The 25,791-nt window shown below is 33.6% G+C and carries 29 protein-coding genes and 1 tRNA gene; 16 read left to right on the forward strand and 14 right to left on the reverse strand.

The genetic code is table 11. The annotated features are described in order from the left end of the window. Nucleotides 1-179 precede the first annotated feature (179 nt). A complete protein-coding gene (locus SCB73_RS01865; RefSeq protein ID WP_320568488.1) occupies nucleotides 180-698 on the forward strand; it encodes a hypothetical protein in 519 nt (172 codons plus the stop codon). Nucleotides 699-773: 75 nt separating this feature from the next. On the opposite strand, the gene SCB73_RS01870 is transcribed toward SCB73_RS01865, so the two are convergent. The 11 genes from SCB73_RS01870 to hisS form a co-directional block, all read right to left on the reverse strand. Beyond that, nucleotides 774-1,301, reverse strand: a complete 528-nt coding sequence (locus SCB73_RS01870; protein ID WP_320568489.1) for a GNAT family N-acetyltransferase — start codon at nucleotides 1,299-1,301, stop codon at nucleotides 774-776. A gap of 6 nt (nucleotides 1,302-1,307) precedes the next feature. Further along, a complete protein-coding gene (locus SCB73_RS01875) occupies nucleotides 1,308-2,111 on the reverse strand; it encodes a Cof-type HAD-IIB family hydrolase (RefSeq protein ID WP_320568490.1) in 804 nt (267 codons plus the stop codon). A gap of 72 nt (nucleotides 2,112-2,183) precedes the next feature. After that, nucleotides 2,184-2,402: a putative signal transducing protein gene (locus SCB73_RS01880; protein WP_142451267.1), complete on the reverse strand. Its 219-nt coding sequence runs from the start codon at nucleotides 2,400-2,402 to the stop codon at nucleotides 2,184-2,186. A gap of 94 nt (nucleotides 2,403-2,496) precedes the next feature. After that, nucleotides 2,497-3,159: a DEAD/DEAH box helicase gene (locus tag SCB73_RS01885; protein WP_320568491.1), complete on the reverse strand. Its 663-nt coding sequence runs from the start codon at nucleotides 3,157-3,159 to the stop codon at nucleotides 2,497-2,499. 50 nt (nucleotides 3,160-3,209) lie between these two features. Next, nucleotides 3,210-4,373 carry a sigma-54-dependent transcriptional regulator gene (locus SCB73_RS01890; RefSeq protein ID WP_320568492.1) on the reverse strand — a complete coding sequence of 388 codons (1,164 nt, stop codon included), beginning with the start codon at nucleotides 4,371-4,373 and terminating at the stop codon, nucleotides 3,210-3,212. Between the two features lie 98 nt (nucleotides 4,374-4,471). Further along, nucleotides 4,472-5,788, reverse strand: coding sequence for an ABC transporter permease (locus SCB73_RS01895; protein ID WP_320568493.1), 1,317 nt, complete (start codon nucleotides 5,786-5,788; stop codon nucleotides 4,472-4,474). A 77-nt stretch (nucleotides 5,789-5,865) separates the two neighbouring features. After that, on the reverse strand, nucleotides 5,866-6,795 hold the full coding sequence (locus SCB73_RS01900; protein WP_320568494.1) for an ABC transporter ATP-binding protein: 930 nt from the start codon (nucleotides 6,793-6,795) through the stop codon (nucleotides 5,866-5,868). Between the two features lie 158 nt (nucleotides 6,796-6,953). Further along, on the reverse strand, nucleotides 6,954-8,060 hold the full coding sequence (dnaJ, locus tag SCB73_RS01905; protein ID WP_132989618.1) for a molecular chaperone DnaJ: 1,107 nt from the start codon (nucleotides 8,058-8,060) through the stop codon (nucleotides 6,954-6,956). 71 nt (nucleotides 8,061-8,131) lie between these two features. Next, nucleotides 8,132-8,710: a nucleotide exchange factor GrpE gene (locus SCB73_RS01910; RefSeq protein ID WP_320568495.1), complete on the reverse strand. Its 579-nt coding sequence runs from the start codon at nucleotides 8,708-8,710 to the stop codon at nucleotides 8,132-8,134. A 480-nt stretch (nucleotides 8,711-9,190) separates the two neighbouring features. Next, a tRNA-Trp gene (locus tag SCB73_RS01915) sits at nucleotides 9,191-9,261 on the reverse strand. A gap of 132 nt (nucleotides 9,262-9,393) precedes the next feature. Next, complete coding sequence (hisS, locus tag SCB73_RS01920) at nucleotides 9,394-10,818, reverse strand: histidine--tRNA ligase (protein ID WP_320568496.1); 1,425 nt, start codon at nucleotides 10,816-10,818, stop codon at nucleotides 9,394-9,396. A 255-nt stretch (nucleotides 10,819-11,073) separates the two neighbouring features. On the opposite strand from hisS, the gene SCB73_RS01925 reads away from it, so the two are divergent. After that, a complete protein-coding gene (locus SCB73_RS01925) occupies nucleotides 11,074-12,318 on the forward strand; it encodes an ABC transporter permease (RefSeq protein WP_320568497.1) in 1,245 nt (414 codons plus the stop codon). Between the two features lie 143 nt (nucleotides 12,319-12,461). On the opposite strand, the gene prmC is transcribed toward SCB73_RS01925, so the two are convergent. Together prmC and SCB73_RS01935 are read right to left on the reverse strand one after the other, a co-directional pair. Beyond that, nucleotides 12,462-13,322, reverse strand: coding sequence for a peptide chain release factor N(5)-glutamine methyltransferase (prmC, locus tag SCB73_RS01930; protein ID WP_320568498.1), 861 nt, complete (start codon nucleotides 13,320-13,322; stop codon nucleotides 12,462-12,464). 77 nt (nucleotides 13,323-13,399) lie between these two features. Next, nucleotides 13,400-13,885 carry a GNAT family N-acetyltransferase gene (locus tag SCB73_RS01935; RefSeq protein ID WP_320568499.1) on the reverse strand — a complete coding sequence of 162 codons (486 nt, stop codon included), beginning with the start codon at nucleotides 13,883-13,885 and terminating at the stop codon, nucleotides 13,400-13,402. Between the two features lie 109 nt (nucleotides 13,886-13,994). Here SCB73_RS01935 and ribD point away from each other — a divergent pair, with 109 nt between their 5' ends. From ribD to SCB73_RS01950, 3 genes are all read left to right on the forward strand, one after another. Beyond that, nucleotides 13,995-15,044, forward strand: coding sequence for a bifunctional diaminohydroxyphosphoribosylaminopyrimidine deaminase/5-amino-6-(5-phosphoribosylamino)uracil reductase RibD (gene ribD / locus SCB73_RS01940; protein WP_320568500.1), 1,050 nt, complete (start codon nucleotides 13,995-13,997; stop codon nucleotides 15,042-15,044). After that, nucleotides 15,037-15,639 (forward strand): HAD family hydrolase, encoded by a 603-nt coding sequence (locus SCB73_RS01945; protein WP_320568501.1) that lies wholly within the window; start codon nucleotides 15,037-15,039, stop codon nucleotides 15,637-15,639. The genes ribD and SCB73_RS01945 overlap by 8 nt, the downstream gene beginning before the upstream one ends. Nucleotides 15,640-15,764: 125 nt before the next feature. After that, the gene (locus SCB73_RS01950; protein ID WP_320568502.1) at nucleotides 15,765-16,397 is read left to right on the forward strand and encodes an IMPACT family protein; all 633 of its coding nucleotides are present in this window, start codon (nucleotides 15,765-15,767) and stop codon (nucleotides 16,395-16,397) included. Nucleotides 16,398-16,428: 31 nt separating this feature from the next. Here SCB73_RS01950 and SCB73_RS01955 read toward each other — a convergent pair whose 3' ends face one another. After that, entirely contained in the window at nucleotides 16,429-16,833 is a 405-nt protein-coding gene (locus SCB73_RS01955; RefSeq protein WP_026727949.1) for an acyl-CoA thioesterase, read from the reverse strand. Between the two features lie 186 nt (nucleotides 16,834-17,019). On the opposite strand from SCB73_RS01955, the gene dnaA reads away from it, so the two are divergent. The 11 genes from dnaA (at nucleotide 17,020) to SCB73_RS02010 (ending at nucleotide 25,785) form a co-directional block, all read left to right on the forward strand. Next, on the forward strand, nucleotides 17,020-18,447 hold the full coding sequence (dnaA, locus tag SCB73_RS01960) for a chromosomal replication initiator protein DnaA (RefSeq protein ID WP_026727948.1): 1,428 nt from the start codon (nucleotides 17,020-17,022) through the stop codon (nucleotides 18,445-18,447). A 9-nt stretch (nucleotides 18,448-18,456) separates the two neighbouring features. After that, nucleotides 18,457-18,924, forward strand: coding sequence for a low molecular weight protein-tyrosine-phosphatase (locus tag SCB73_RS01965; RefSeq protein ID WP_320568503.1), 468 nt, complete (start codon nucleotides 18,457-18,459; stop codon nucleotides 18,922-18,924). Between the two features lie 60 nt (nucleotides 18,925-18,984). Beyond that, nucleotides 18,985-19,698 carry an SAM-dependent methyltransferase gene (locus SCB73_RS01970; RefSeq protein WP_320568504.1) on the forward strand — a complete coding sequence of 238 codons (714 nt, stop codon included), beginning with the start codon at nucleotides 18,985-18,987 and terminating at the stop codon, nucleotides 19,696-19,698. A gap of 21 nt (nucleotides 19,699-19,719) precedes the next feature. Continuing rightward, nucleotides 19,720-20,178: an energy transducer TonB gene (locus tag SCB73_RS01975; RefSeq protein WP_320568505.1), complete on the forward strand. Its 459-nt coding sequence runs from the start codon at nucleotides 19,720-19,722 to the stop codon at nucleotides 20,176-20,178. 51 nt (nucleotides 20,179-20,229) lie between these two features. After that, nucleotides 20,230-20,703 carry an energy transducer TonB gene (locus tag SCB73_RS01980; protein ID WP_320568506.1) on the forward strand — a complete coding sequence of 158 codons (474 nt, stop codon included), beginning with the start codon at nucleotides 20,230-20,232 and terminating at the stop codon, nucleotides 20,701-20,703. An 18-nt stretch (nucleotides 20,704-20,721) separates the two neighbouring features. Further along, a complete protein-coding gene (locus SCB73_RS01985; RefSeq protein ID WP_320568507.1) occupies nucleotides 20,722-21,849 on the forward strand; it encodes a methionine aminotransferase in 1,128 nt (375 codons plus the stop codon). Between the two features lie 74 nt (nucleotides 21,850-21,923). Continuing rightward, nucleotides 21,924-22,805 (forward strand): SDR family oxidoreductase, encoded by an 882-nt coding sequence (locus SCB73_RS01990; RefSeq protein ID WP_026727944.1) that lies wholly within the window; start codon nucleotides 21,924-21,926, stop codon nucleotides 22,803-22,805. Between the two features lie 266 nt (nucleotides 22,806-23,071). Next, a complete protein-coding gene (gene udk, locus SCB73_RS01995) occupies nucleotides 23,072-23,680 on the forward strand; it encodes a uridine kinase (protein WP_008467967.1) in 609 nt (202 codons plus the stop codon). Nucleotides 23,681-23,848: 168 nt separating this feature from the next. After that, a complete protein-coding gene (locus SCB73_RS02000; RefSeq protein ID WP_320568508.1) occupies nucleotides 23,849-24,181 on the forward strand; it encodes an FtsB family cell division protein in 333 nt (110 codons plus the stop codon). Between the two features lie 15 nt (nucleotides 24,182-24,196). Further along, the gene (locus SCB73_RS02005; RefSeq protein WP_320568509.1) at nucleotides 24,197-25,561 is read left to right on the forward strand and encodes a methylmalonyl-CoA mutase subunit beta; all 1,365 of its coding nucleotides are present in this window, start codon (nucleotides 24,197-24,199) and stop codon (nucleotides 25,559-25,561) included. Nucleotides 25,562-25,599: 38 nt separating this feature from the next. After that, on the forward strand, nucleotides 25,600-25,785 hold the full coding sequence (locus SCB73_RS02010; protein WP_320568510.1) for a hypothetical protein: 186 nt from the start codon (nucleotides 25,600-25,602) through the stop codon (nucleotides 25,783-25,785). Nucleotides 25,786-25,791: the final 6 nt, after the last annotated feature.

The raw sequence follows: 25,791 nt of genomic DNA on the forward strand, positions 1-25,791 counted from the left end.
CTCTTGTAGAATTTATTCCGATTTTAAAATTATCGAACGTGTTAATTAATTTAATAATAAATCGGACATAACAATTTTGATTTTCAATCGTTATGTTGTTGTTTTGTGTAACAAAATGAAATGGGAAAGCCGAAAACCAAAGAGAGTAGGCAAAAATAAAATTACAAATACCACACTTTATGAAAGCATTTTTACCCACAATCTGCTTGATGTTCTTAACCGTTTTTAGTTCGCAAGCGCAAACTAATGCACCAGCCGCAAATCCATTTCCATCTATTAGTACTTTAACGGCTTGGGCAAGTTTAAACTCTCAACAACAATTTGATGTTGCCATTCGTGCCGTTGGTTTTAAATTTGAGGTTAAAGAACCAGGTGCAGAATCTACTGCCTACACTTATATTCGTAAAGTAACTGTAAATGAAGTAAACTATACAGACAGAATTGTTTACAGAATTACGAATAATAATTCTGCAAGTATTATTTCGTTGGTTACAGCTTCTACAGATTTAGTAAGCTTGTACACACCGCAATTAGCAACTTTCAAAAACAACAATTGCAAAACTGAAATGTCTAAAGACAAAAACACAACTTGCAGCTGTTACGAAAGTGCCGCTTTTGCAATCGACCTTTGCGACGAGCGTGTAAAATTAACAATGGGTGATGGAAACAAATATTTTGTTTCTGTAGCTAAAAAATAAGCAATTAAGAAATTACGTTTTCCAAATCTTTGCAAACTATCTTAAGCTTACAAAGATTTGGAACGCATTTCTTAGTTATAAGTTTGGATTTTTCATTTCATACCAGACTTCAGTTTCTCCTTCATACTCAAAAGAGTTTACGTATTGCAAGCCTAGTTTTTCGAGAATTTTTCTTGAGTTTTCATTCCCTGCATCTGCAAACGCATAAAGCGCATCTACTTTCATTTCATTAAAAGCATAATCTACAAAAGCTCTTCCTGCCTCTGTGGCATATCCTTTTCCCCAATGTTTTTCTAAGAAACGATAACCTATTTCATAAAAGTTTTTGTGTCCGTTAATTTCATCTGTAATGAACTTAATTCCGGACCACCCCAAAAACTCATTAGTTTCCTTAAGAATCACTGCCCAGCGTCCTGTTCCAAAATCTTTATATTGTTTTTGAACAAAATAAATATATTCGATACTCTCTTCGGGCTTTTTTACTGGATTATTACCCAAGAAAAGATGCACCTTTGGATTTGAATCCAATTCAAACATTCCATCAGCATCAGAAAGAAGAAATTCTCTTAATAGCAAACGCTCTGTCTCAATTGGATTTTTCATCAAAATTTAATTTAAGATATATTTCTGCACTACTTCAGCCACTCCATCGTCATTATTTGAAGCTACGATTAAATCGGCTTTGTCGCGCAATTCTGGCGTTACATTATCAACCCAAACACCAAGTCCAGCATATTCAATCATTGTTAAATCGTTTCCAGCGTTTCCAACTGCAATAATTTCTTCTTGACGGATATTTAATTTTTCAGCTAAAAATCTCAGACTTGCCGCCTTATCGATTCCTTGTTGCGCTGCTTCGAGGAAAAAAGGTTTTGACATTGAAATACTCAAATGTGGCATTTTGGCTTTCAGATCTTCTTCTAATTCTTTTAATTCTGAAGGCTCTTTCAGTAAAATACATTTTACAGCCGGTCGATCAACATAATCTTTAAAACTAGAAACCATAAGGTGAGGCATTCCAGTAATCTCTTTTTCGATTTCGATAAACTCAGAATCGGTTTCACTTATAATTTCGTCATCTAAATAAGTGATTATATGCGTATTCATTTTCACGCTGTAATCATACAATTCGTGAATTTGCTGTACAGTTAATTTCTGTTCAAACAAAACAAGATCGTCTTTTGCCTGGCTTATGATTGCGCCGTTAAATGAAATTATATAGGAATCATTTAAATCAAGCTCCAGCTCTTTAGCATAAGCGGTCATTGCCGTAGTTGGTCTTCCAGAAGCCAAAACCACATAAACGCCTTTTGCCTGAGCTTCTAATAATACTTTTTTGTTTAAATCTGAAATTCTATGATCGTCTGTCAACAAGGTATCATCCATGTCGAGCACTAACATTTTGTATTGCATATTTTTGTAGTTTTCAGTCGCAGTCGCAGTTTTCAGTTTTCCCTGTGACTGAAAACTGTGACTGTAGACTTCTTAAATACTCATTCTGAAATTTTCTATAACGGGATTTGCTTTTGCAAAATCGGTTTCCTGAATAAAAACCTCAACAGCCAAATCTGTTCCGCCAAAACCTCCCAAACGAGCCGATTGTATATTATCTTTTTTTACGGTTTCTACTCCTGCTTCTTCTAATCTTTCCTGCAAGGCAATTGCTAAGACTTCGCTTCCCGAAAACACTTTCATTAATCCCATATCATTTTATTTTTATAATTATTAGTTTTCAGTCACAGTCGCAGTTTTCAGTATTATCTCAAAGTGAAAACTGCGACTGAAAACCGTGACTCTACTATTCTTCCTCTACATCGTCCTCTTCTTCATCAAGCTCTTCCTCACCTTCTTCATCCATATCAAACAAATAAGGCTCAATCATGATTTTATCTGCCAAAATTTCTATGCGTTCTGTCAAAGTTTCAGTAAAAATTATTCGTTGTGTTTTGGCAATACTGTTTGAAATACGAGTTATTTTAGCGTCATGACGCAATTTTAAAATCGGATCTGCATCATCTACAATAAACATTTTAAGACGATTCACATTATAACCTGCCGTACTGAACATGTCATTTAATTTGATTGGTGTTCCAATCAAAACGTCGATTCCTGTCGAAACGTAGTTTTTATCGTAATCCATATCGCCTTTGTCGTGAACTCCGTACACTTCAAGATTAGTATATTTATTATACTTATCAAAAAGTTCTTCCATTGCCAAAACCTTTTCTTTGTCTTCAACAATAATCAACGCTCTCGGCGATTCTTCATTTTTCCCTGCCAATTGCTGAATTACATTCAAAACAATTGTCGTGGTTTTTCCGCTTCCTTTTGGTGAAACAATTACACAATCTGCACCGCTTTTTATGGTCGAAAAAGTTTCCATCTGCAAAACATTTGCTTCAGTTAAACCATTTTCAATTAAGGCGTCTTGTAATCTCTCGTTTATTTTTTTTAGTTTCATATCTAAATTTTAGATTTATGATTTTAGATTTCAGATTAAAAACTAAATCATTATTTGCTCGCAAACATTTTCACATCACTTTCAGAGATTTCATTTCCTCCTAAAATGATTAATCTTTCTACTACATTTCGAAGTTCACGAATATTTCCTGTCCAATCATACTCTTGCAATAATTTTATGGCTTGCGCCGAAAATCCTTTCACGGCATTTCCTTGTTCCGAAGCAATTTTTTCTGAAAAATGTGCAATCAAAGCCGGAATATCATCACGTCTTTCATTCAAAGGCGGTACTTTAATTAAAATCACGGCCAAACGATGGTATAAATCTTCCCTAAAACGACCTTCAGCGATCTCTTTTTTCAAATCTTTATTAGTCGCAGCGACAACACGAACATCTACTTTAATGTCTTTATCAGCACCAACTCTCGTAATCATGCTTTCTTGCAACGCACGCAACACTTTGGCTTGCGCCGAAAGACTCATATCGCCAATTTCATCCAAGAAAATAGTTCCTTTGTCTGCAGCTTCAAACTTTCCAGCACGATCTTTCACCGCCGATGTAAAGGCACCTTTCACGTGTCCGAACAACTCACTTTCAATCAATTCACTCGGAATTGCAGCGCAGTTCACTTCGATTAAAGGAAAATTCGAACGCTCACTTTTTTCATGCAATTGATGTGCTACCAATTCTTTTCCGGTTCCGTTTGGACCCGTAATCAAAACTCTCGCTTCTGTTTGTGCAACTTTGTCAATCATCACTTTAATATGATTAATTGATTCGCTGTCGCCAATCATTTCGTAGTTTTTGCTGACTTTTTTCTTTAAGATTTTATTCTCAACTACTAATTGTTTTTTGTCCAAAGCATTACGAACTGTATTCAACAAACGATTCAAATCAGGCGGTTTTGAAATATAATCAAAAGCACCTAAACGCATGGTTTGAATAGCCGTTTCCATGTCGCCGTGGCCTGAAATCATAACCATCGGGATTTCTGGTTTTATCTTTTTTACTTCTTCCAAAACCTCAACTCCGTCCATTTTTGGCATTTTGATATCGCACAAAACCAAATCGTAATCGTTGTTTTTTATTTTTTCAAGTCCAGCAACACCATCTTCAGCTTCATCAACTTGATACGAATCATTTTCTTCTGATAAAATTTTTACCAAAACTCTTCTGATTGCTGCTTCGTCTTCGACAATTAGTATTTTACTCATTCTTTTTAAAGATACTAAGATATTAAGATGCTAAGGTTCTGAGTTTTTTTTGCTAACAATCTTAGCATCTCAGAATCTTAGAATCTTAGAATCTCAAGTTAATATTTTAGCCACTTATACAATTCTTTCCAAGTTGGTTTTTTGCCGTACATTAAAATACCTACTCGGTAAATTTTTGCAGCGAACCAAACCACAAGGAAAAAGGTTGCAAACAATAATGATACCGAAATTGCAATTTGCCACCAAGGCACGCCAAACGGAATACGCATTAACATCACAATTGGCGACGTAAGCGGAATCATTGAAAATGCAACCGCAATAGTTCCGTGAGGATCGTTTACTACTGTAAAAAATCCGATATAAACGCTTAAAATCAGAGGCATAAGAATTGGAAGCAGAAACTGCTGAGAATCGGTTTGATTGTCAACTGCCGCTCCAATTGCAGCGTAAAACGAACTATATAGAAAATATCCTCCAATAAAATAAATTACAAATCCGATTATAATACTTGCAATTGGCAGATTCCATAATTCAGTAATATACATTTGTGCTGAACCTGATAATTGATGTTGTGCAGTTTGCATCATTTCAGGAGAAATTCTGGCCGTTGGGCCAACATTTACGCCAAAAAACGCCGAAGCAGCAAACATTAATCCCAAACCAATCACTGCCCAAATCATAAATTGCAGAATTCCTGCCAATGAAGTTCCGACAATTTTTCCAATCATCAATTGAAATGGTTTTACGGATGAAATAATAATTTCGATAATTCGGTTTGTTTTTTCTTCGATTACGCTTCGCATTACCATGTTTCCGTAAATGATAATGAACATCATAATTAGATAGCCGAATGCTCCTCCAATGGCAATTTTTATTTCATTCAAACCTTTTAAACTTTCCTCTCCAGAAGCTTTTACCAAATGAATATTTACTTTTGATTGTGCTTTCTGAATCGATAAAGTATCTAATTTTGCTTCTTCTAAATTCAGTTTTGTAATTTTTGAAGCAATAACATCTTGCGTATTTTCAACAAAAGAAATACTGGGACTGTTATTTGAAATAAACTCAATTTTGCTTTCTAAATCTCTAGTATTATTTGTTTTCGGAATAACAATCAATCCGCTGAAATTTTCTTTTGTAATGCTATCTTTTAAAGCATTAACATCAATTTCAGATAAATTCAGATATTTAAATTCGGCTCCTTTTTTATTTTCTTTCAGAAAATCAGAAGCAAAAAGTCCGGTTTCGTCATGAATCGCGATTCTTTTGGTTTCTGCTTTCATCGAACTTAAATAGCCAATAAAAACCGCTATCGCCACAAATAAAAGCGGACTCAAAAAAGTCATGACAACAAAAGATCTATTGCGAACTTTGGCAATAAATTCTCTTTTTATAATCAACGAGATAATACTCATAAATAATTAATTTTCAAATTTTAAATCCCAAATTCCAATTTACAAGCTTGGAATTTGGAATTTCTATATTAGAATTTTTAAATTTTGTTTTCGGTAACCGTTTGGATAAAAATATCGTTTATACTTGGAATTTTTTCCACAAAATGAGTTACTTGTCCGCGTTGTGTCAAAACATTTAATAATTCGTTTGGCGCTGCATTTCCAATTTCAATATTTAATTTTAAATCATCATTTAAAGATTTGAAACTAGCAGGTGAAACGCTAAATTTTTGCGTAATGTCATACATCAAACCTTCAACATTATTGGTCAAAATTCCAACCTCAAAACTGTTGCTTCTAAACTGGCGTTTTACGTCTGCTACTTTACCTTCTATCAATTTGTTTGATTTGTGAATCAAAGCTATATGCTCACACATTTCTTCAACACTTTCCATTCTGTGAGTCGAAAAAATAATAGTAGAACCTTGTTCTTTTAGTGCCAAAATCTCATCTTTAATAACATTCGCATTTACAGGATCAAATCCAGAAAAAGGCTCATCTAAAATAAGCAGTTTTGGTTTGTGCAAAACACAAACAACAAACTGAATTTTTTGTGCCATTCCTTTAGAAAGTTCTTGGATTTTCTTGTTCCACCAACCTTGAATTCCCAAACGATCAAACCAATAATCCAATTGTTTTTTGGCTTCAGCTTTAGAAAGGCCTTTCATTTGTGCCAAATACAAACATTGCTCGCCTACTTTCATCGTGCTGTACAAACCTCTTTCTTCTGGAAGGTAGCCAATAGTTTGCACGTGTTTGGGTTGCAATTTTTCTCCGTCCAAAATTATTTCGCCACTATCTGGCAATGTAATTTGATTTATGATTCTGATAAGGGAAGTTTTTCCTGCTCCATTTGGTCCTAAAAGTCCATAAATAGTGCCTTTGGGCACATTTAATGAAACCTCGTTAAGCGCTACATAATCACCGTATTGTTTTACGACTTTATGTACTTCTAGTAAGTTGCTCATGCTGTTTTAAAGATTTTCTGCATCACTGTTACCATTCTGGTTCAGCGACTGTAAAAGTAAATAATTAGTAGCGATTCTGAGTAATATTCAGCAAAAAACCCATCCTAATTTTATGTTAGAATGGGTTTTATATTTAAATATTCTGAAAAAGTTCAGATTTATGAAAACATATCTTTTACTTTCTCAAAAAATGATTTCTCTGATTTCTCTGGACTTGGAGCGAAGTGCTCGTCGTTTAAAGCATTTTCAAAAAATTGTTTTTGCTCTTTATTTAATGTTTTTGGCGTCCAAACGTTTACGTGAACTAGCAAATCTCCGCTTCCGTAACCATTCAAACTTGGAATTCCTTTTCCTTTTAATCTCAAGATTTTTCCAGATTGAATTCCTTCTTCTAACTTAATACGCACTTTTCCGTTGATTGCTTCGATATCTTTAGAAGCTCCCAAAACTGCTTCAGGAAAACTGATGTATAAATCGAAGTGAACATTTTCGCCTTCACGCTTCAAGAATTCATGTTCAACCTCCTCAATCGCTACAATTAAATCTCCTGGAATACTGTTTCCTGGTGCATCGTTACCTTTATTGGCAACTTTCAACTGCATTCCGTCAACAACTCCTGCAGGAATTTTGATTGATACTGTTTCGTCTTCTTGAACCATTCCTTGAGCATCTGCTTCAGAAGGTTTTTTATCTAAAATCTGGCCAGAACCACCACAAGTAGGACAAGTTGATGCAGATTGCATTCTTCCTAAAATAGTATTGGTTACGCGCATTACTTGACCTTGACCGTTACAAGTTGTACAAGTTTTATATGTAACGCCTTTTGCCTGAACTTTACGTTTTACTTTTACTTTCTTCTCAACTCCATTTGCAATTTCTTCTAAAGTCAATTTTACTTTAATTCGAAGATTGCTTCCTTTTGCACGACGAGGGCCACCGCCTCCGCCTCCGAAACCACCAAATCCGCCACCAAAAATATCGCCAAATTGGCTGAAAATGTCATCCATATTCATGCCACCGTGACCGCCAAATCCGCCAGAACCATCAAATGCTTGATGTCCATATTGATCGTATTTCGCTTTTTTCTGTGGATCACTTAAAACTTCATAAGCTTCTGCCGCCAATTTGAAGTTTTCTTCTGCCTCTTTGTCGCCTGGATTTTTATCAGGGTGGTATTTTAACGCACTTTTTCTATACGCTTTTTTAATTTCGGCAGCATCAGCATTTTTTGAAATGCCTAGTATTTCGTAAAAATCTTTTTTCATAATTGAATCAAATTCCAAATCTTAAAAATTCCAAAATCCAAAAAATGCATTTGAAATTTTATTTGCATTTTTTAGTTTCCTACCACAACTTTAGGGAAACGAATAATTTTGTCTCCTAATTTGTATCCTTTTTCAATAACATCAACAATTTTCCCTTTTAATTTGTCAGACGGAGCTGGAATTTGGGTAATTGCTTCAGCAATATCAGCATTGAAAGCATCACCTGCTTGAATTTCAACTTGCTCTAGACCTTTAGAAACTAAAGTATTTTTAAGTTTATCGTGAATCAACTCAACACCTTTTTTCAAATTTTCATCATCTGACTTGTTGATTTCTACTGTCGCTCTGTCAAAATCATCTAAAACTGGAAGCATTGCCAATAAAACCTCTTGGTTAGCTGTTTTAAACAATTCAAGACGCTCTTTTGAAGTTCTTTTTTTGTAATTTTCAAATTCAGCAAATAATCTCAAAAACTTATCTTTTTCGTGAGCCAAGTCTTTAGCTAATTGCTCCTCAACACTTAATTCTTCAACAATTAACTGCTCTCCGTTGGCATTGTTCTCTAACGTTACATCGTCTAATTCCTGATCGAATTCTGTATTTTCCGTAGTCATATTACTTTTATTTTTAAAAATATTCTTAAACTTCATTTTTATTTCTTTCTGTTGGATTGCAAAAGTACTGCCAAAATTTCTAAAATGTCAAATTGTCACTTTATTAAAACTGAGTACTTTAAAAATCAAATATACCTCAAAAAAAATTAGTATAATTTTAAGACTATTACGTTATAGTTTGTTTTATCTTTGATGTCGTTAAAACGTAAATTATTACACCAAAATTGAATTTAAGGGTTGGCTTAGGCCTCAAAAATAATTATTAATTCAAATTTACCTTATATTAAAAAAAGCTTCGCCTATAGAGACGAAGCTTTTTTTTATGCTTTCTTCATCTTAAATGCATTAATAACAAAAAATTTACCGCAAAGAACGCAAAGTTTTTTTCACTCTTGAGCTTTATAAAAAATCAAAGTTCGCAAAGCTTTATATGAATAGCTTTGCGAACTTTGTGTTTTTCAAAAGTATTTTAAGATAAAAAACCTTACGTTCTTTGCGGTAAAATATTTTTTTTTGCACGGGCGGAGGGATTCGAACCCCCATCAACGGTTTTGGAGACCGCTATTCTACCCTTGAACTACGCCCGTAACTTGAGGTGGCAAATTAAAAGTATTTTTTCTTCACCGGCAACTATTTCACCTGCGATTTAAAAAGATTCAAGCCAATATTTACCGATGTAATTAGAAATCAAAACTATAGCTTAAAAACTTTTTTTACTATTAAAGCAACGCATTCTTTAATCCATCAAAATCAACAGAAACCTGTTCTCCTGTCACTAAATTTTTAAGCGCAAAAGTATTCGATGCAATTTCCTGATCACCAGCAATTACTGCAAACGGAATCAAACGCTTATCTGCATATTGAAATTGTTTTCCAACTTTTACATTATCAGGATACAATTCTACTTTTATATTTTCTTTTCTTAATTTCTGAATCGCTTTTGAAGCATACAAAGCTTCTTTATCACCATAATTGATAAACAATGCTTTTGATGTTGCCGAAACCGTTTCTGGGAATAATTGCAATTCTTCTAAAACCAAATAAATCCTATCCAAACCAAAAGAAATTCCGACACCACTCATATTTTGCAAACCAAAAATACCAGTTAAATCGTCATATCTTCCGCCTCCACCGATAGACCCCATAGCAACTGTTTTTGGCGCTGCAACTTCAAAAATAGCTCCCGTGTAATAATTTAAACCACGTGCTAATGTTACATCCAAATCTAAAGTTGCTGTTGACAAACCTAAATCGGCAACATTGTCACATATAAACTTTAATTCTTCAACACCTTTCATTCCTTCTTCAGAAGAAGACAATAAGTCCGAAAGTTGCGCAATTTTGTCTGCAAAAGTTCCTGAGAAACTAAAAAGCGGCTGTACTTTTACCAAAGCTTCTTCAGAAATTCCTTTTTCAATCATTTCTTTCTTTACACCATCTTCTCCAATTTTGTCCAATTTATCCAGCGCAACTGTAAAGTCAATTAATTTATCTGAAGCGCCAATTACCTCAGCAATTCCAGATAAAATTTTTCTATTATTGATTTTAATTGTAACGCCTTCTAAACCTAAAGCCGTAAAAACAGTATCGTATAATTGAACCAATTCAACTTCCTGCCAAAGGGATTTTGAACCTACAACATCGGCATCACATTGAAAAAATTCTCTAAAACGGCCTTTTTGCGGATTATCTGCTCTCCAAACGGGCTGAATCTGGTATCTTTTAAAAGGAAATTCAATTTCACTTTGGTGTTGCACTACATATCTTGCAAACGGAACTGTCAAGTCGTAACGCAATGCTTTTTCAGAAATTTTTCCTGTGAATTTATTTAATTCAATTCTTTGTTCTAAACTGATTTTTTCAGCAGAATTAAGTTGCAATTCTTCGATTGATTCTGGCAATTCAATTTTACTTTTGTTGTAAAAAAAGTTACCCGAATTTAAAATTTTAAAAATCAGACGATCTCCTTCTTCGCCATATTTTCCCATCAAAGTATCTGAATTTTCAAACGAAGGCGTTTCGATTGGCTGAAAACCAAATTTTTCGAAATTTGCTTTTATAGTCTGAATAATATATTGACGTTTTGACACCTCAGCAGGTGAAAAATCTCTGGTTCCTTTTGGAATGCTTGGTTTTGAAGCCATTTTTTCTGATTTTAGATTTTAGATTTTAGATTTTAGATTTCGTTTGAAACTTAAATTCACAAACCTTTAAAATTAATTTATTTTTAGATTTTTAGATCGCTGGACTTTTAGACTTGCGACTTTAGACATTTAGACTAAATTACTTTCCAACTTTCGACTTAATTTAAGTCTGCAAATATCTTACTTTTTAAAATAAATAATAACACTTGGAAAACAAACTTGTAACAAAAACCGTATTTTCGTGACAAATTGGTCATGATGCTAAAATTATTTAAAGAAAATATCCGAATTGCTTTTGGTTCCATCAAAACTCAAATTCTGCGAACCATTCTTACCGTATTAATTATTGCTATCGGAATTACCGCTTTGGTTGGAATTTTAACGGTTCTTACTGCATTAGAAAATAATGTTTCAACCAATTTCGCTTCAATGGGCGCCAATACTTTCAACATTAACCAATACGAAAACAATCTAAAAAATCGTGGTGGCAAAGAACGCGAAATCATAAATCCAATCATTTCATATCCTGAGGCGGTTGCCTTCAAAAACAAATACAAATATCCATTTACAGAGACTTCACTTTCATTTACAGCAACATCAAAAGCAGAAGTCAAATTTTTAGGCGAAAAAACAGATCCTGAAATAAAAATATTAGGTGTCGATGAGCATTTTATAAACAATTCGGGGCTGGAAACCACTTTAGGACGTCCTTTCAACCAATTTGATATTGACAATAATACCTATTCCTGCATTGTAGGATCTGATTTTGAAAAAGGTTTGCTGAAAGATGTCAATCCAATTGACAAAATAATTTCAATTCGAGGCGCGCGTTTTAAAGTTATTGGGGTTTTAAAAGAAAAAGGATCGACTTTTGGAAACAGTCAGGATTTAAGAGTTTTAATTCCAATTCAAGTGGCACGATCTTTATTTACGGCGCCAAATATCAATTATACAATTAGTGTCATGGTTTCTAAAAAAGAACTTTTAGACCCTGCAATTGACAATGCCACAAGTGTAATGCGCAGAGTTCGTAAATTAAATCCTGTTCGCGACAACAATTTCGGAATGGGCCGAAGCGACGATTTAATCAACCGTATTCTTGGAATCACGCAGTATTTAGGCTGGGCAGCATGGATTATTTCGATCATAACCATTCTAGGTTCATCAATCGCTTTAATGAATATTATGATTGTTTCGGTTACTGAGCGTACACGCGAAATTGGCGTACGCAAGGCTTTAGGCGCAACCAAATTAACCATTTCTACTCAATTTTTTATCGAAACATTACTAATTGGACAAATTGGCGGATTTGTTGGAATTATTATCGGAATTCTGCTTGGTTTTGCCATTGCAACAGCTATGAATTTCGCCTTTGTTATTCCATGGGGTGCTATTTTTGCGGCTTTTGCGACTAGTTTTACTGTTGCAATTGTTTCTGGATTATATCCGGCAATTAAAGCTTCTAAATTAGATCCTATTGAAGCTTTGCGATATGAATAGTTTTTATTTGAAGCAGAAATAAAACTTTCAAGATAAGTCTCGTCCCGCTATTCGTTTCAATCTTTTATGCCGAACCCCGGCATAAAAGGATTTTCACTTCTATCGGGGCTAGATTAGAAGTCTCATTTTTTTCGAGAACATCCTTATAATGTTCTGGAAACCTTGCAGGAAATCATTCGATCATTATCGTAAATATCTTTTCGGAGTTCGATGTTTTTGAAATTCATTTTTTCAAGCAAATCAACCATTTCTTTCCCTAGATATTGATTGATTTCAAAATACAATTGTCCGTTTTCTAAAAGATTTTTTTGTGCCAATTCTGCAATTTTCCTATAAAAAATCAATGCATCATTATCATCAACAAACAGTGCTAAATGCGGTTCAAAATCCAAAACATTCTTTTTTATTTCGGCTTTTTCCAAATTTCGGACATAGGGCGGATTTGAAACAATAATATCATAATCTGATTTTAACATTTCCAATTCCAGAATATCTTTTAGCATAAAAGTAACCTCGACATTATTGTTTATCGCATTTCTTTTTGCTGTTTCCAATGCTTTTTTCGAAACATCAATAGCATAAACTTTTGCTTTTGGAAGATTTTTAGCCAATGAAATAGCAATACAGCCACTTCCTGTTCCAATATCTAATATTTTGATTTCCTTAGATTTTCCTTTATTTTCATTAATAATCCAATCCACCAACTCCTCAGTTTCAGGCCTCGGAATCAAAACATTCTCATTTACTTCAAAATCCAAACCATAAAAACTAGTTTTTCCAAGTAAATACTGAATCGGAACTTCATTTTTCAAATCATCTAATAATGAATCCCAAACCACAAAATCCTTTTCAGAAAAATTCAACTCGTGGTTCAAAGCCAAATCGATCTGACGCAATTTATGTTTGTCTTCTAAAATTAAATAGAAAAAACTCTCCGCCTCATATGCATCATATAAAGGTGATAATTCTTTTATAAATTGAGTCCTATATTGTTTGATTTTCATTTCTGATTTCTGAGTTTGTTTTAGCAAAAGCTATTTTTTCAAGTAAGTATTGGAAAAGCCTGATTTGTTACAGGATTCTACAAAACTTTCAACATCCAAACCGGGCAAGAATTATGCCCAGTGCATCCCATTGGTGCATCCAAATATTCAAAACCTGATTTTTTGTATAATTTTTGAGCCGCATGCATAAAAGGCATCGTTTCGATATAACATTTTTCAAAACCAAAATTTCGGGCTTCAGAGAGACATTTCTCCATCATATCGCTTCCAATTCCCAACCCTCGGGTTTTTGGCAAAAAATACATTTTTTGGAGTTCACAAATTTCTGACGCTCCATTCTCTAAAGGAGCAACACCACAACAACCCACAATTTCTCCTTCATTCTCTACCACAAAATAAACTGATCTTGGTTTGTTGTATTCTTCAAACATCAAATCAAGATACGGATCTTCGTAAGCTGTACCCACTTTCGGAATTTCCATTTCATCAAAAACAGATCGTATTAATTGTGCAACTGCCTTATTGTCTTCTTTTTTAATCGCTCGGATTGTATAATTTTTCATGATTGTTTATTCGCGTACTATAACTACAAAAGTAAAAATACTTTTCCGATAGTTCCCCAACTATACTGTTAACTATCGTGATTAAGTTCAAAATGATTATTTTTGCACCGTGAATACACATGAAAAATACATAAAACGTTGCATTGAACTTGCTCAAAACGGTTTTGGAACCACTTATCCAAATCCGATGGTTGGAAGCGTAATTGTTCATGAAGGCAAAATAATTGGCGAAGGCTGGCACAAAAAAGCTGGCGAACCGCATGCCGAAGTAAATGCCGTGCAATCTGTAAAAGACAAATCGCTGTTAAAAAAAGCTACCATTTATGTGAGCTTGGAGCCTTGCTCTCACTTTGGAAAAACGCCTCCGTGTTGCGATTTAATTATCGCAAATAAAATTCCGAATGTCGTTGTTGGAACCGTTGATCCAAACGAAAAAGTGGCCGGAAGAGGAATCAAGAGACTAATTGAAAACGGCGTAAATGTTACTATTGGAGTTTTAGAAGAAGAATGTAACGAACTCAACAAACGCTTTTTCACTTTCCATCAAAAAAAGAGACCTTATATTATATTGAAATGGGCCGAAAGTCAAGACGGATTTTTGGCACCTGAAAAAAAAATCGACCAGGAACGCCAACCAATTTGGATTACGAATCAATATTCAAGGCAATTGGCGCATAAATGGCGAAGTGAAGAACAGGCGATTTTAGTAGGAACGCAAACGGTTATTGATGATAATCCGAAATTGAATACTCGAGATTGGTCAGGAAATAATCCGGTTCGAATTGTTTTAGATCAGAATAACCGAATTTCAAAAGACAGTTTTGTTTTTGATGACAACGTAAAAACGATTGTATTCTCGAAATCAGAAAATAACCTTTCAACAGAAAATACCATTTTTGAGAAAATTGATTTTAATGAAAATCTGGTTTCTCAGATTTTAGCTATTTTATATCAGCATCAAATTCAATCTGTAATTATTGAAGGCGGAAGACAAACTTTGCAAGCTTTTATAGATTCGGATTTATGGGATGAAGCTCGAATTTTTATTGGAACAACTACTTTTGAAAAAGGTGTAAAAGCTCCAACAATTCAGAAAAAAAACACAATCAAAACCACTATTCAAAACGACGAATTACTATACATTAGAAACCATGATTGATACGATAATTTTTGACTTTGGCGATATTTTCATCAATTTAAATAAACAAGGAACAATTTCGGGATTGAAAAAATTAGGGATGACCGAATGGAATTCAGAAATGGATCGTTTGAATTTATTGTTTGAAACTGGCGATGTTTCATACGATGATTTTGTTGGCGGATTTCAAAAAGAACTTCCAAATGCTTCTATTGAAGAAATTCTGGAAGCCTGGAATGCCGTTTTGGCTGATTTTCCGTCGTATCGATTAGAATTTCTAAAAGAGCTTTCAAAAAAATACAGATTGTTTCTTTTAAGCAATACTGATTCAATTCATATCAATACTTTTCAAAACAGAAGCGGAGTTGATTTTTACACTGAATTTTACAATTGTTTTGAAAAAGTTCATTTTTCGTATGAAATGGGATTGAGAAAACCAGATCCAAAAATCTATCAAGTTCTGCTTGACAGACACAATTTAGTTCCAGAAAACACATTGTTTGTTGATGACAAAACAGAAAACACAGACAGTGCCTCCACTTTAGGAATTAAAGTTTGGAATCTGCAAGTTGGAAAAGAAGATGTTGTCGATTTATTTAGCAAAGGCTTATTATAAAAATATTTTCTCTCGCAGATTTTGCAGATAATGCAGATTTGTTTTTATAAGAAATTTAAAATATCTGTTTTATCTGCAAAATCTGCGAGAGAAAAATTTTAGCCCTAATTATAGAAAATTTACTTTTGGAATATCCTGATACATACCAAACCATTGCATTTGAATCTGAAGAGATTCTTTTTAAAGAAAAAGGAAGCAAATTCTTTGGCTATGCATTTCCTATTGAAAGCGAAGATGAAGTAAAACCAATAATTGAAGACTTAAAAAAACTTCATCCGCACGCTGTTCATTATTGCTACGCTTATCAATTAGGAACCGCCCCAAAAATATCCTATCGCGCAAATGACGACGGAGAACCCAGCAATACTGCGGGCGCACCGATTTACGGACAAATCCAGTCTTTTGGATTAACTAATGTTCTTGTAGTCGTTGTTCGTATTTTTGGTGGAGTAAAACTAGGAGTTGGTGGTTTGATTACGGCTTACAGAACTACCGCGCAAATGACGCTTGAAGTTTGTGAAATTGTTGAAAAAACAATTGACGTTCATTTTTTAATCTCTTTTGATTATAAAAACATGAACAAAGTCATGCGAGTTATCAAAGAAAAAAAACTAGAAATTACTTCTCAGGAAATGGAAATTGATGAAAATTCTGGGCTTCCAATTGGCAAAATAATGACAAAAACGCGAAAAAAAAATGCCGAATCCATATTCGACATTTTTGATTTAATGTTTGAAATCGATATTAAAATTGTGTAAATTAATATTAAAACACACCTCATTTTAACAATTATTCTAGTGTTTTAAACAATTCCAAAATGTAATCTGGAGGTGCTGTTGGACGACCCGTTTTTAACGAAATAAATACTAAAATAAACACTGCCGTTGTTAATAACTCATTTGCCTCATTATAGATAGCGCAGTCAAATTCAATCTTAACAGAAGACTGACTTTTGAAGGTGGTATGAATTGTTAAAAGTTCATCATAACGCGCCGATTTTTTATAATTAATTTGCATCGAAACAATCGGAAGCCCAATACCGCTTTCTTCCATGCTAGCATACGAAATCCCTTTATTTCTAAGCCATTCCACGCGTCCGATCTCAAAATAAGGCACATAATTTCCGTGATAAACAACCCCCATTTGATCAGTTTCCGAGTAACGAACACGCACTTGTGTTTGATGATTTTTCATTATTTATAGATTAAAAAAAATTAAATTCTTAAAGTTCACTTACAACTTTTTTTTTATAAAATTAGACCCAAAATATTTTTTTTTACAGAAATTTGTTCACATATTTGTTATCCCGAAATACGGAAAAATTTTGCTCCATTTTTATTAGGAGAATCTTTATCAATAATAAAAAACTTATCTGAATCTATGACTAAAACTGCTCAATCGGTATGGGAAAACTGTTTGTCCTTTATAAAAGACAATATTCAAGATCAAGCATATAAAACTTGGTTCGAACCAATCAAATCAGTTGAGCTAACCGACAACGCATTATATATTCAGGTACCAAGTAAATTCTTCTACGAATGGTTAGAGGAACACTACGTTAAATTATTGAAAGTTGCGCTTACCAAAGAACTAGGAAAAAACGCAAAGTTACTCTATAAAATTAAAATGGAAAACACTTACGGAAACAAACAGCCGTTTACCGAGCAGCTGCCAAGTTCCAACAGAGTACCAATGAAACCGCAAGAGGTTGATGCTCCGTTTAAAAACTTAAATCCTGAGCTTAAAAATCCTTTTGTAATTCCGGGAATACGAAATCTAAAAATTGAATCACAACTAAACCCAAATTACAGTTTTGACAATTTTCTTGAAGGAGACTCAAACCGTTTGGCGCGTTCTGCAGGTATGGCTGTTGCCAATAAACCTGGAGGAACTTCATTTAATCCGTTATTGATTTTTGGTGGAGTTGGTTTAGGAAAAACACACTTAGCGCACGCTATAGGTGTTGAAGTAAAAGATAAATATCCTGAAAAAACGGTTTTATATATTTCTGCCGAAATTTTCACACAACAATATATTGATTCTGTTAAAAAGAATAACCGTAATGATTTCATTCATTTTTATCAGTTAATTGACGTTTTGATTATTGACGATGTTCAGTTTTTATCTGGAAAATCAGGAACTCAGGACGTTTTCTTCCACATTTTTAATTACTTGCACCAAAACGGAAAACAGGTAATTTTGACTTCAGATAAAGCGCCTGTTGATATGCAAGATATCGAACAACGTTTGTTATCTCGTTTCAAATGGGGATTATCTGCAGAATTGCATCAACCAGATTACGAAACGCGTATTTCGATCTTAAAAAACATTTTATACCGTGACGGTGTTGATATGCCGGAAGATATTTTAGAATATGTTGCAAGAAATATCAAAACCAATGTTCGTGAGCTTGAAGGTGCAATTATTTCATTAATTGCTCAATCTTCTTTCAACAAAAAAGAAGTTACTATTGAGTTGGCAAAAAGTGTTGTAGAGAAATTTGTTAAAAACGTAAAGAGAGAAATCTCAATCGATTATATTCAAAAAATTGTATCTGATTATTTCCAATTGGATATTGAAACGCTTCAATCTAAAACCAGAAAAAGGCACGTTGTACAAGCGAGACAATTGGCTATGTTTTTTGCCAAGAAATTTACAAAAGCATCTTTGGCAAACATTGGGTCACAAATTGGAGATCGCGACCACGCTACCGTTTTGCATGCTTGTAAAACCGTTGACAATTTAGTTTCTACAGACAAACAATTCAAGAAATTTGTCGAAGACATCAACAAAAAATTAACGCTATAAACGCGAATCATGCCAGTAAAAATCTTAATGGTTTGTTTGGGAAATATTTGCAGATCACCTTTAGCCGAAGGAATTTTAGCATCAAAATTACCCGCAGACAAATTTATTGTAGATTCAGCCGGAACTGGATCTTGGCATATTGGACATTGTCCAGACAAACGCTCTATAGAGGTTGCCCGCAAAAACGGAATTAACATCAGCGCACAAAAAGGAAGACAAATTCAAGCTTCTGATTTTGATGAATTCGACTATATTTATGTAATGGATAATTCGAATTTTCGCGATGTAGTTCATTTAGCCAAAACTCCAGAACATAAAAATAAAGTTCGTTTGATTCTGAACGAATTATTCCCAGATGAAAATGTCGATGTACCAGATCCTTATTATGGTTCTGCAAACGGTTTTGACAACGTTTACCAAATGCTAGATGAAGTAACTGACTTAATTGCAGATCAGCTACTTAAAAAGCACTCCTAATTCAATTCAATTGTTTCTACAAAAGAGATAATTGAATTTTTTAATTTTAAACAAAAGCACATGAAATCTTTCGGAAAATTATATCTTATTCCAACCACAATGGGCGAAAGCGATCCGATGGATGTTTTACCACAAACCGTTAGAAGAACAATCGAAATTATTGACCATTATATTGTTGAAAACGACAAAACTGCCAGAAAATCTATAAAAGCAGTATATCCAGAAAAAAAACAATCAGAATTAGTTCTTTTTACTTTAAATAAACGTACCGAGCCAAGCGAACATTTAGATTTCATTAAACCATTATTAGAAGGAAAAAACATGGGATTAATGAGTGAAGCCGGCTGTCCCGGAGTTGCTGATCCCGGCGCTGTTATTGTAAAATTGGCGCATGAAAAAGGAATTCAGGTTGTGCCGTTGGTTGGACCATCTTCTATCCTATTGGCCATGATGGCTTCCGGAATGAACGGCCAGAGTTTTACTTTTAATGGTTATTTACCAATAGATAAAGACGAGAAAAAATCGGCAATACGCCATTTTGAGCGATTATCTCAGGACAAAAACCAATCGCAGTTATTTATCGAAACTCCTTATAGAAACAATAAATTGATTGAAGATCTTTTACAGATTTTAAATCCGTCAACACATTTATGTATTGCGACGGATATTACGCTGCCAACAGAATTTATCAAAACCATGAAAGTTTCGGATTGGAAAAAATTAAAAATCGATATTGACAAACGTCCTACGATTTTTATTATTCATAAAATGTAAACTAACTTTAAAACCAACCTAATGAAAAAATTTCTTGTCCTTGTTTTGATTTGTTTTGTACAAAATACATTTTCGCAAAACACTATGCAGAACTCAAAAAGTACTGAAACAGTAATAACTATAGATCAACCTGCAGGTAATTCAGCAACGACTAGCAATGAGGATAATGCCGTTTATAACGCGGCTGGTATAGATGTTAAACCAGACTTCCCAGGGGGAATGGAAAAATTTTATCAATTTGTCGACAGCAATTTTAAAATTCCTGAAGGAGCAAAAAATATAAAAGGAAAAAAAATCTACATAACATTCATCGTTGAAAAAGACGGCTCATTAACTGACATAAAAGTCCTTAGAGATGCAGGTTACAATACAGGAGCCGAAGCACTTCGAGTTTTAAAAAATTCCCCAAAATGGAATCCTGGAGAACATAATGGTAAAAAAATAAGAGTTTTATATTCGCTTCCAATAACTATCAAATAATACAAGTAAGTCGTATTATTCAATACTATAATCCTTTAAAACCAACATTTTGTGAAAAAACTTTCAATATTGATTTTAATTTGCGCCACCCAAAGTGTTTTTTCCCAAAAAACACAACGTACTTCTGAAACAATAAGTTCAAATCTTGTCCTTAATGATTCCGTGGATTATATGTTAGTAGACAAATCCAAAGATCATGTCGAAAATCTCAACTATAAAGTTTATACCTCATTTGACATAGACGAAAAACCAGATTTTCCAGGAGGCATGGACTTATTTTTCAAATTTGTTGATGAAAACTTTAAAAAACCAGCAAAAAATCCTGAAATAAAAGGAAAAGTATATGTAGAATTTATAATTGAAAAAAACGGCTCATTAACTGGCCTAAAAGTTTTAAGAGATATCGGCTACGGAACTGGTGACGAAGCAATTCGAATACTGAAAAAATGCCCAAAATGGATTCCGGGAGAACTGAATGGCAAAAAAGTAAGAGTTTTATTCGGTATCCCATTAATTATAAAATAGTTTGAGTACAAAATAAACATGAGTAAACTTCCAAACATAACCACAAGCATTTTTACGGTAATGTCAAAAATGGCAACCGAATATAATGCGATAAATCTTTCTCAAGGATTTCCAAATTTTCCTGTTGATGAAAGATTGACGGATATTGTTGCCCGATTAGCAAAAGAAAATGTACACCAATATACTCCAATGGCAGGTTTTCCGCCATTGATGAACAAGATTGCGAAGTTGACCCAAAGTTCATATAACAGAACAATCAATCCCGAAACAGAACTTTTAGTTACAGCCGGAGCAACGCAAGGAATTTTTACTACTATTTTGGCTTTAGTCAAAGAAAATTATGAAGTAATCATTCTCGATCCAAGTTATGATTCTTATGAATCTCCTGTTTTATTGTGTAAAGCAAAACCCGTTCGAGTAGCTTTAAATGATGATTACACACCAAATTGGGAACGAATCGAAAAAGCGTGTTCAGTTAAAACCAAAATGATGATTATCAATAATCCTCATAATCCTACTGGGAAAATTTTGACTGAAAATGATTTTGTTCAGTTAAAAAATCTTCTTGAAAAATATCCTGACATCATCATTTTGTCTGACGAAGTTTATGAATACATCACTTTTGAAGAGAAACATATTTCGGCACACACAAAAGATTTTCTTATTGATCGTTGCGTAATGGTTTCCTCTTTCGGAAAATCATTTCATATTACAGGTTGGAAAATTGGGTACACGATTGCGCCAGAGCATTTAATGAAAGAAATCAAAAAAGTACATCAGTTTTTGGTTTTCAGCGTTAACAGTATTTCACAATTTGCGATTAGTGAATATTTGGACGTTGTTGACGTGAATTTGCTTGGAAAATTCTATCAGGAAAAACGAGATTATTTTCAGAAACTGCTTCAAAACAGCCTATTTGAATTGAAACCTTGTGAAGGAACTTATTTTCAAGTTGCTTCTTACGCCAATATTTCAAATGAAGATGATGTCACTTTCTGCAAAAATTTAATTATCAATCATGGCGTTGCCGCAATTCCGATTTCTACATTTTATTCCGATCATAAAGACCAGAAATTGATTCGTTTTTGTTTCGCAAAAGACAATTTCACCCTTGAATCTGCCGCAAAAAAACTGTGCGAAATATAAAGTTTATCAAAATTTTATAACAATATTATGCGTGCATCCTATTTTTTTAATTAATATTGTAAAAAAAGAAAAGTATGAGCTATACAGATAAAATGTTGCGCGATGATGCCTTAAAAGGCAAAGTCATTGTAGTTACTGGGGGCGGAAGCGGTTTAGGAAAAGCAATGACAAAATATTTCTTAGAATTAGGCGCTCAGGTAGCGATTACTTCTAGAGATTTAGAAAAATTAAAAACAACTGCTTCAGAACTGGAAAGTGAAACTGGAGGAAAATGTTTACCGCTTCAATGCGACGTTCGCCATTATGAAGAAGTAGAAAATATGCTTCAGGAAACCTTAAAAGTTTTCGGAAAAGTAGATGTTCTTTTAAACAATGCGGCTGGAAATTTCATTTCTCCAACAGAACGTTTATCTGCAAATGCTTTTGATACTGTGATTGATATCGTATTAAAAGGCTCTAAAAACTGTACGCTAGCTTTTGGAAAACATTGGATTGATACGAAACAGACATCAGCAACGATTTTAAATATTGTAACTACATACGCTTGGACTGGTTCGGCTTATGTGGTGCCAAGCGCAACCGCAAAAGCAGGCGTTTTGGCCATGACAAGAAGTCTTGCGGTAGAATGGGCAAAATACGGAATCCGTTCAAACGCCATTGCTCCGGGACCATTCCCAACAAAAGGAGCTTGGGACCGATTATTGCCGGGAGATCTTTCGGAGAAATTTGATATGGCAAAAAAAGTGCCTTTGAAACGCGTTGGAGATCATCAGGAATTAGCCAATTTAGCAGCTTATTTAGTTTCCGATTTTTCAGCTTATGTAAACGGAGATGTCATTACAATTGATGGTGGCGAATGGCTAAAAGGCGCAGGACAATTCAATTTGTTAGAAGCAATTCCAGAAGAACTTTGGGATCAGCTTGAAATGATGATTAAAGCAAAAAAGAATAAATAATTACAAGTGCTTACTAAATTCAGAATATTTTATTAAAACTATACTGATTGCACAAATCCCGAAGGTTTACTTTCGGGATTTTTTTTACCATATTATTTACTAGTTATTTAACCATATAAGTGATATAAGTTCAGTTAAGCATTATACTGTTTAAACATTTTGCAACTTAAATTCACTTACATTACTTATATGGTTTAATTATTTTATGTGCTTAACAATTCAGTTAAATTATTAATTTTGCCAGACAAATATCAAACAAAAATTTTATGCTCATTATTGGACTTGCAGGAGGAACAGGAAGTGGAAAAACAACGGTTGTACATCAAATCATGAACGAATTACCAGACACTGAAGTTGGCGTAATTTCTCAGGATTCGTATTATAAACAAACTGACAATTTATCATTTGACGAAAGAGCATTAATTAATTTTGATCATCCTCGCGCGATTGATTTTGAATTATTGGTAAAACACTTAAAAGCGTTAAAAGCTGGAGAAACCATAGACCAACCGGTTTATTCTTTTATTCAGCATAACAGAACTGACGATACCGTTTCGACACATCCAAGAAAAGTAATGATTGTTGAAGGAATTTTGATCTTGACAAATCCTGAACTTCGTGATATGTTCGACATTAAAATCTTCGTTCATGCCGATTCTGACGAAAGATTAATTCGTCGTTTAAAAAGAGATATTTCAGAAAGAGGACGTGATATCGACGAGGTTTTAAACCGTTACCAAACGACTTTAAAGCCTATGCATGAGCAATTTATAGAGCCATCAAAAGCTTTTGCAGACATCATTATCCCAAATGACAAATACAACACGGTAGCAATTGATGTAGTTCGCGCCGTAATTAATCAGCGTATTTCATAATTTTTATTGTAAATTTAAACCATAAAAGTTAGGAGCTATTTTCCGCTTTCGCCTTTATTCCCGATAAAGAAAAAACTACGGCAAAAGCCTTGTTTTTCTAAATCGGGAGATACCGGCTCTATCGGGTCTAGAAAAGACAATCATATTCAAAAGAAAAATTCTTTAAAAATGAAATTTAAAAATCCATACAAAGACAAAAAATGGTTCAAATACCTAGGAAACAAATATGTTTGGGTTTTGTCCTTTTTTATAGTTTGGATGTTGTTTTTAGACAATTACTCTTATTTTGACCATCGCTTTCTTGACGAACAAATCAATGAGCTCAAGGACAATAAAAAATACTATCAGGACGAAATAAAAAAAGATCAAGAACAGATCAAACAGCTTAAAAATCCTGAACAAATAGAAAAATATGCTCGCGAAAAGTACTTTATGAAAAAAGACAGCGAAGATATCTACATCATCCACTTTGAAGGAGACACCATTCAAGAAAAAGAATAATCAGAAAACAAACTAATGGCCACTACACTATTTGACGATTTTAATCCGATTTCATCCAAACAATGGAAACAAAAAATTCAGTTTGAATTAGATGGAGCAGATTATAACGAAACAGTAATTTGGAATTCTCCAGAAGATATTCAGGTAAAGCCTTTTTATCATATCGATGAGTTTACAAAATCGGCTTCGGTTAAAACTCATGCTTCTGATTTTAAAATCTGCCAAAATATATTTGTTCACGATATTGAAAAATCAATCAAAAGAGCAAATAATACGCTTGAAAGAGGAGCAGAAAGTTTACGTTTTACCATTCAAAACGAAAATATCGACATCAAAACTTTATTGGAAAACATTCCTTTAGAGAACACAATCGTTTACTTTAATTTGACTTTTCTCTCAATCGATTTCGTAAAAAAATTAAACCAAATCGCAGTTGAAAAAAATGCCCTTTTTTACTGCAATTTAGACCCAATTGGTCATTTGGCAAGAGAAGGAAACTGGTTTACGACTTCGGATAAAAATAATTTTGAGACCATTGAAAAAATTTCGAAAGAAGCAAAAAATATCTCGCTTTTAAGTATTGATTCTGGTTTGTACCAAAACGCAGGAGCCAATATAACACAGCAAATCGCCTATAGTTTGGCTCACGCAAATGAATATTTAAACCGCTTTCCAGATTTGACAAAACCTATTGTTTTCCAATTATCTGTTGGTACAAATTATTTTTTTGAAATTGCAAAACTTCGCGCTTTTCGAATGCTTTTCAAATTAATTGCTGCAGAATATAATCCAGATTTAAATTGCCATTTATTAGTGACGCCAACCAAGCGAAACAAGACAATTTACGATTATAATGTCAACATGCTTCGAACTACAACAGAATGTATGTCGGCAATTTTAGGCGGAGCCGATGCTGTTGCTAATTTGCCTTATGATGCTTTATATCATAAGGATAATGAATTTGGCGACCGAATTGCCCGAAATCAATTATTGGTTTTAAAACACGAAAGCTATTTTGACAAAGTCGATAATCCAGCTGATGGCAGTTATTACATTGAAAGTTTAACGATGCAATTGGCAGAAAAAAGCTTGAAATTATTCAAAGAAATTGAAGCTGATGGCGGTTTCTTAAAACTTTTGAATGAGGGAACGATAAAAAAGAAAATCCAAGAAAGCGCTACAAAAGAGCAAGATTTATTCGATTCCAAAAAAGAAGTTTTACTCGGAACAAATAAATATCCAAATAAGGAAGACAAGATGAAACATGATTTAGAATTGTTTCCTTTTGTAAAAATCAAGCCAAGAAAAACATTAATTACGCCAATAATTGAAAAAAGATTAGCTGAAAAGCTGGAGCAAGAAAGATTGGAGCGAGAATAAAAAAAAATCAAGTTATTGAATAATAAATTTAGCATATTATGAAAAAACTTATAAAAATAATATCAGTTGAAAAAGATTCAATAACTACAGATGAATACAAAATTCCTAAATGCAAAATTGATGAAGTTAGGAAACGAACAGAAGATTATTTAAAAAATCCAAATAATGCCTCTAACATCGATGAGTTTTTAGAAGAAATTGAAAGAGATTTAAACGTATTTTAATAACAG

It is taken from the genome of Flavobacterium sp. KACC 22761 (genome assembly GCF_034058155.1).
Classification (GTDB): Bacteria; Bacteroidota; Bacteroidia; order Flavobacteriales; family Flavobacteriaceae; genus Flavobacterium.

Coding starts and splice junctions, on each gene's coding strand:
- SCB73_RS02010 (WP_320568510.1), top strand. CDS start 25,600: ATGAAAAAACTTATAAAAATAATATCAGTTGAAAAAGATTCAATAACT.
- SCB73_RS01985 (WP_320568507.1), top strand. CDS start 20,722: ATGAGTAAACTTCCAAACATAACCACAAGCATTTTTACGGTAATGTCA.
- dnaJ (WP_132989618.1), bottom strand. CDS start 8,060: ATGAAAAAAGATTTTTACGAAATACTAGGCATTTCAAAAAATGCTGAT.
- SCB73_RS01895 (WP_320568493.1), bottom strand. CDS start 5,788: ATGAGTATTATCTCGTTGATTATAAAAAGAGAATTTATTGCCAAAGTT.
- SCB73_RS01925 (WP_320568497.1), top strand. CDS start 11,074: ATGATGCTAAAATTATTTAAAGAAAATATCCGAATTGCTTTTGGTTCC.
- dnaA (WP_026727948.1), top strand. CDS start 17,020: ATGACTAAAACTGCTCAATCGGTATGGGAAAACTGTTTGTCCTTTATA.
- SCB73_RS01935 (WP_320568499.1), bottom strand. CDS start 13,885: ATGAAAAATTATACAATCCGAGCGATTAAAAAAGAAGACAATAAGGCA.
- SCB73_RS01885 (WP_320568491.1), bottom strand. CDS start 3,159: ATGAAACTAAAAAAAATAAACGAGAGATTACAAGACGCCTTAATTGAA.
- SCB73_RS01965 (WP_320568503.1), top strand. CDS start 18,457: ATGCCAGTAAAAATCTTAATGGTTTGTTTGGGAAATATTTGCAGATCA.
- SCB73_RS01875 (WP_320568490.1), bottom strand. CDS start 2,111: ATGCAATACAAAATGTTAGTGCTCGACATGGATGATACCTTGTTGACA.
- SCB73_RS01870 (WP_320568489.1), bottom strand. CDS start 1,301: ATGAAAAATCCAATTGAGACAGAGCGTTTGCTATTAAGAGAATTTCTT.
- SCB73_RS01865 (WP_320568488.1), top strand. CDS start 180: ATGAAAGCATTTTTACCCACAATCTGCTTGATGTTCTTAACCGTTTTT.
- SCB73_RS01880 (WP_142451267.1), bottom strand. CDS start 2,402: ATGGGATTAATGAAAGTGTTTTCGGGAAGCGAAGTCTTAGCAATTGCC.
- SCB73_RS01970 (WP_320568504.1), top strand. CDS start 18,985: ATGAAATCTTTCGGAAAATTATATCTTATTCCAACCACAATGGGCGAA.
- SCB73_RS01900 (WP_320568494.1), bottom strand. CDS start 6,795: ATGAGCAACTTACTAGAAGTACATAAAGTCGTAAAACAATACGGTGAT.
- SCB73_RS01955 (WP_026727949.1), bottom strand. CDS start 16,833: ATGAAAAATCATCAAACACAAGTGCGTGTTCGTTACTCGGAAACTGAT.
- SCB73_RS01890 (WP_320568492.1), bottom strand. CDS start 4,373: ATGAGTAAAATACTAATTGTCGAAGACGAAGCAGCAATCAGAAGAGTT.
- SCB73_RS01990 (WP_026727944.1), top strand. CDS start 21,924: ATGAGCTATACAGATAAAATGTTGCGCGATGATGCCTTAAAAGGCAAA.
- hisS (WP_320568496.1), bottom strand. CDS start 10,818: ATGGCTTCAAAACCAAGCATTCCAAAAGGAACCAGAGATTTTTCACCT.
- SCB73_RS01910 (WP_320568495.1), bottom strand. CDS start 8,710: ATGAAGTTTAAGAATATTTTTAAAAATAAAAGTAATATGACTACGGAA.
- SCB73_RS02000 (WP_320568508.1), top strand. CDS start 23,849: ATGAAATTTAAAAATCCATACAAAGACAAAAAATGGTTCAAATACCTA.
- udk (WP_008467967.1), top strand. CDS start 23,072: ATGCTCATTATTGGACTTGCAGGAGGAACAGGAAGTGGAAAAACAACG.
- SCB73_RS01945 (WP_320568501.1), top strand. CDS start 15,037: ATGATTGATACGATAATTTTTGACTTTGGCGATATTTTCATCAATTTA.
- SCB73_RS02005 (WP_320568509.1), top strand. CDS start 24,197: ATGGCCACTACACTATTTGACGATTTTAATCCGATTTCATCCAAACAA.
- SCB73_RS01975 (WP_320568505.1), top strand. CDS start 19,720: ATGAAAAAATTTCTTGTCCTTGTTTTGATTTGTTTTGTACAAAATACA.
- prmC (WP_320568498.1), bottom strand. CDS start 13,322: ATGAAAATCAAACAATATAGGACTCAATTTATAAAAGAATTATCACCT.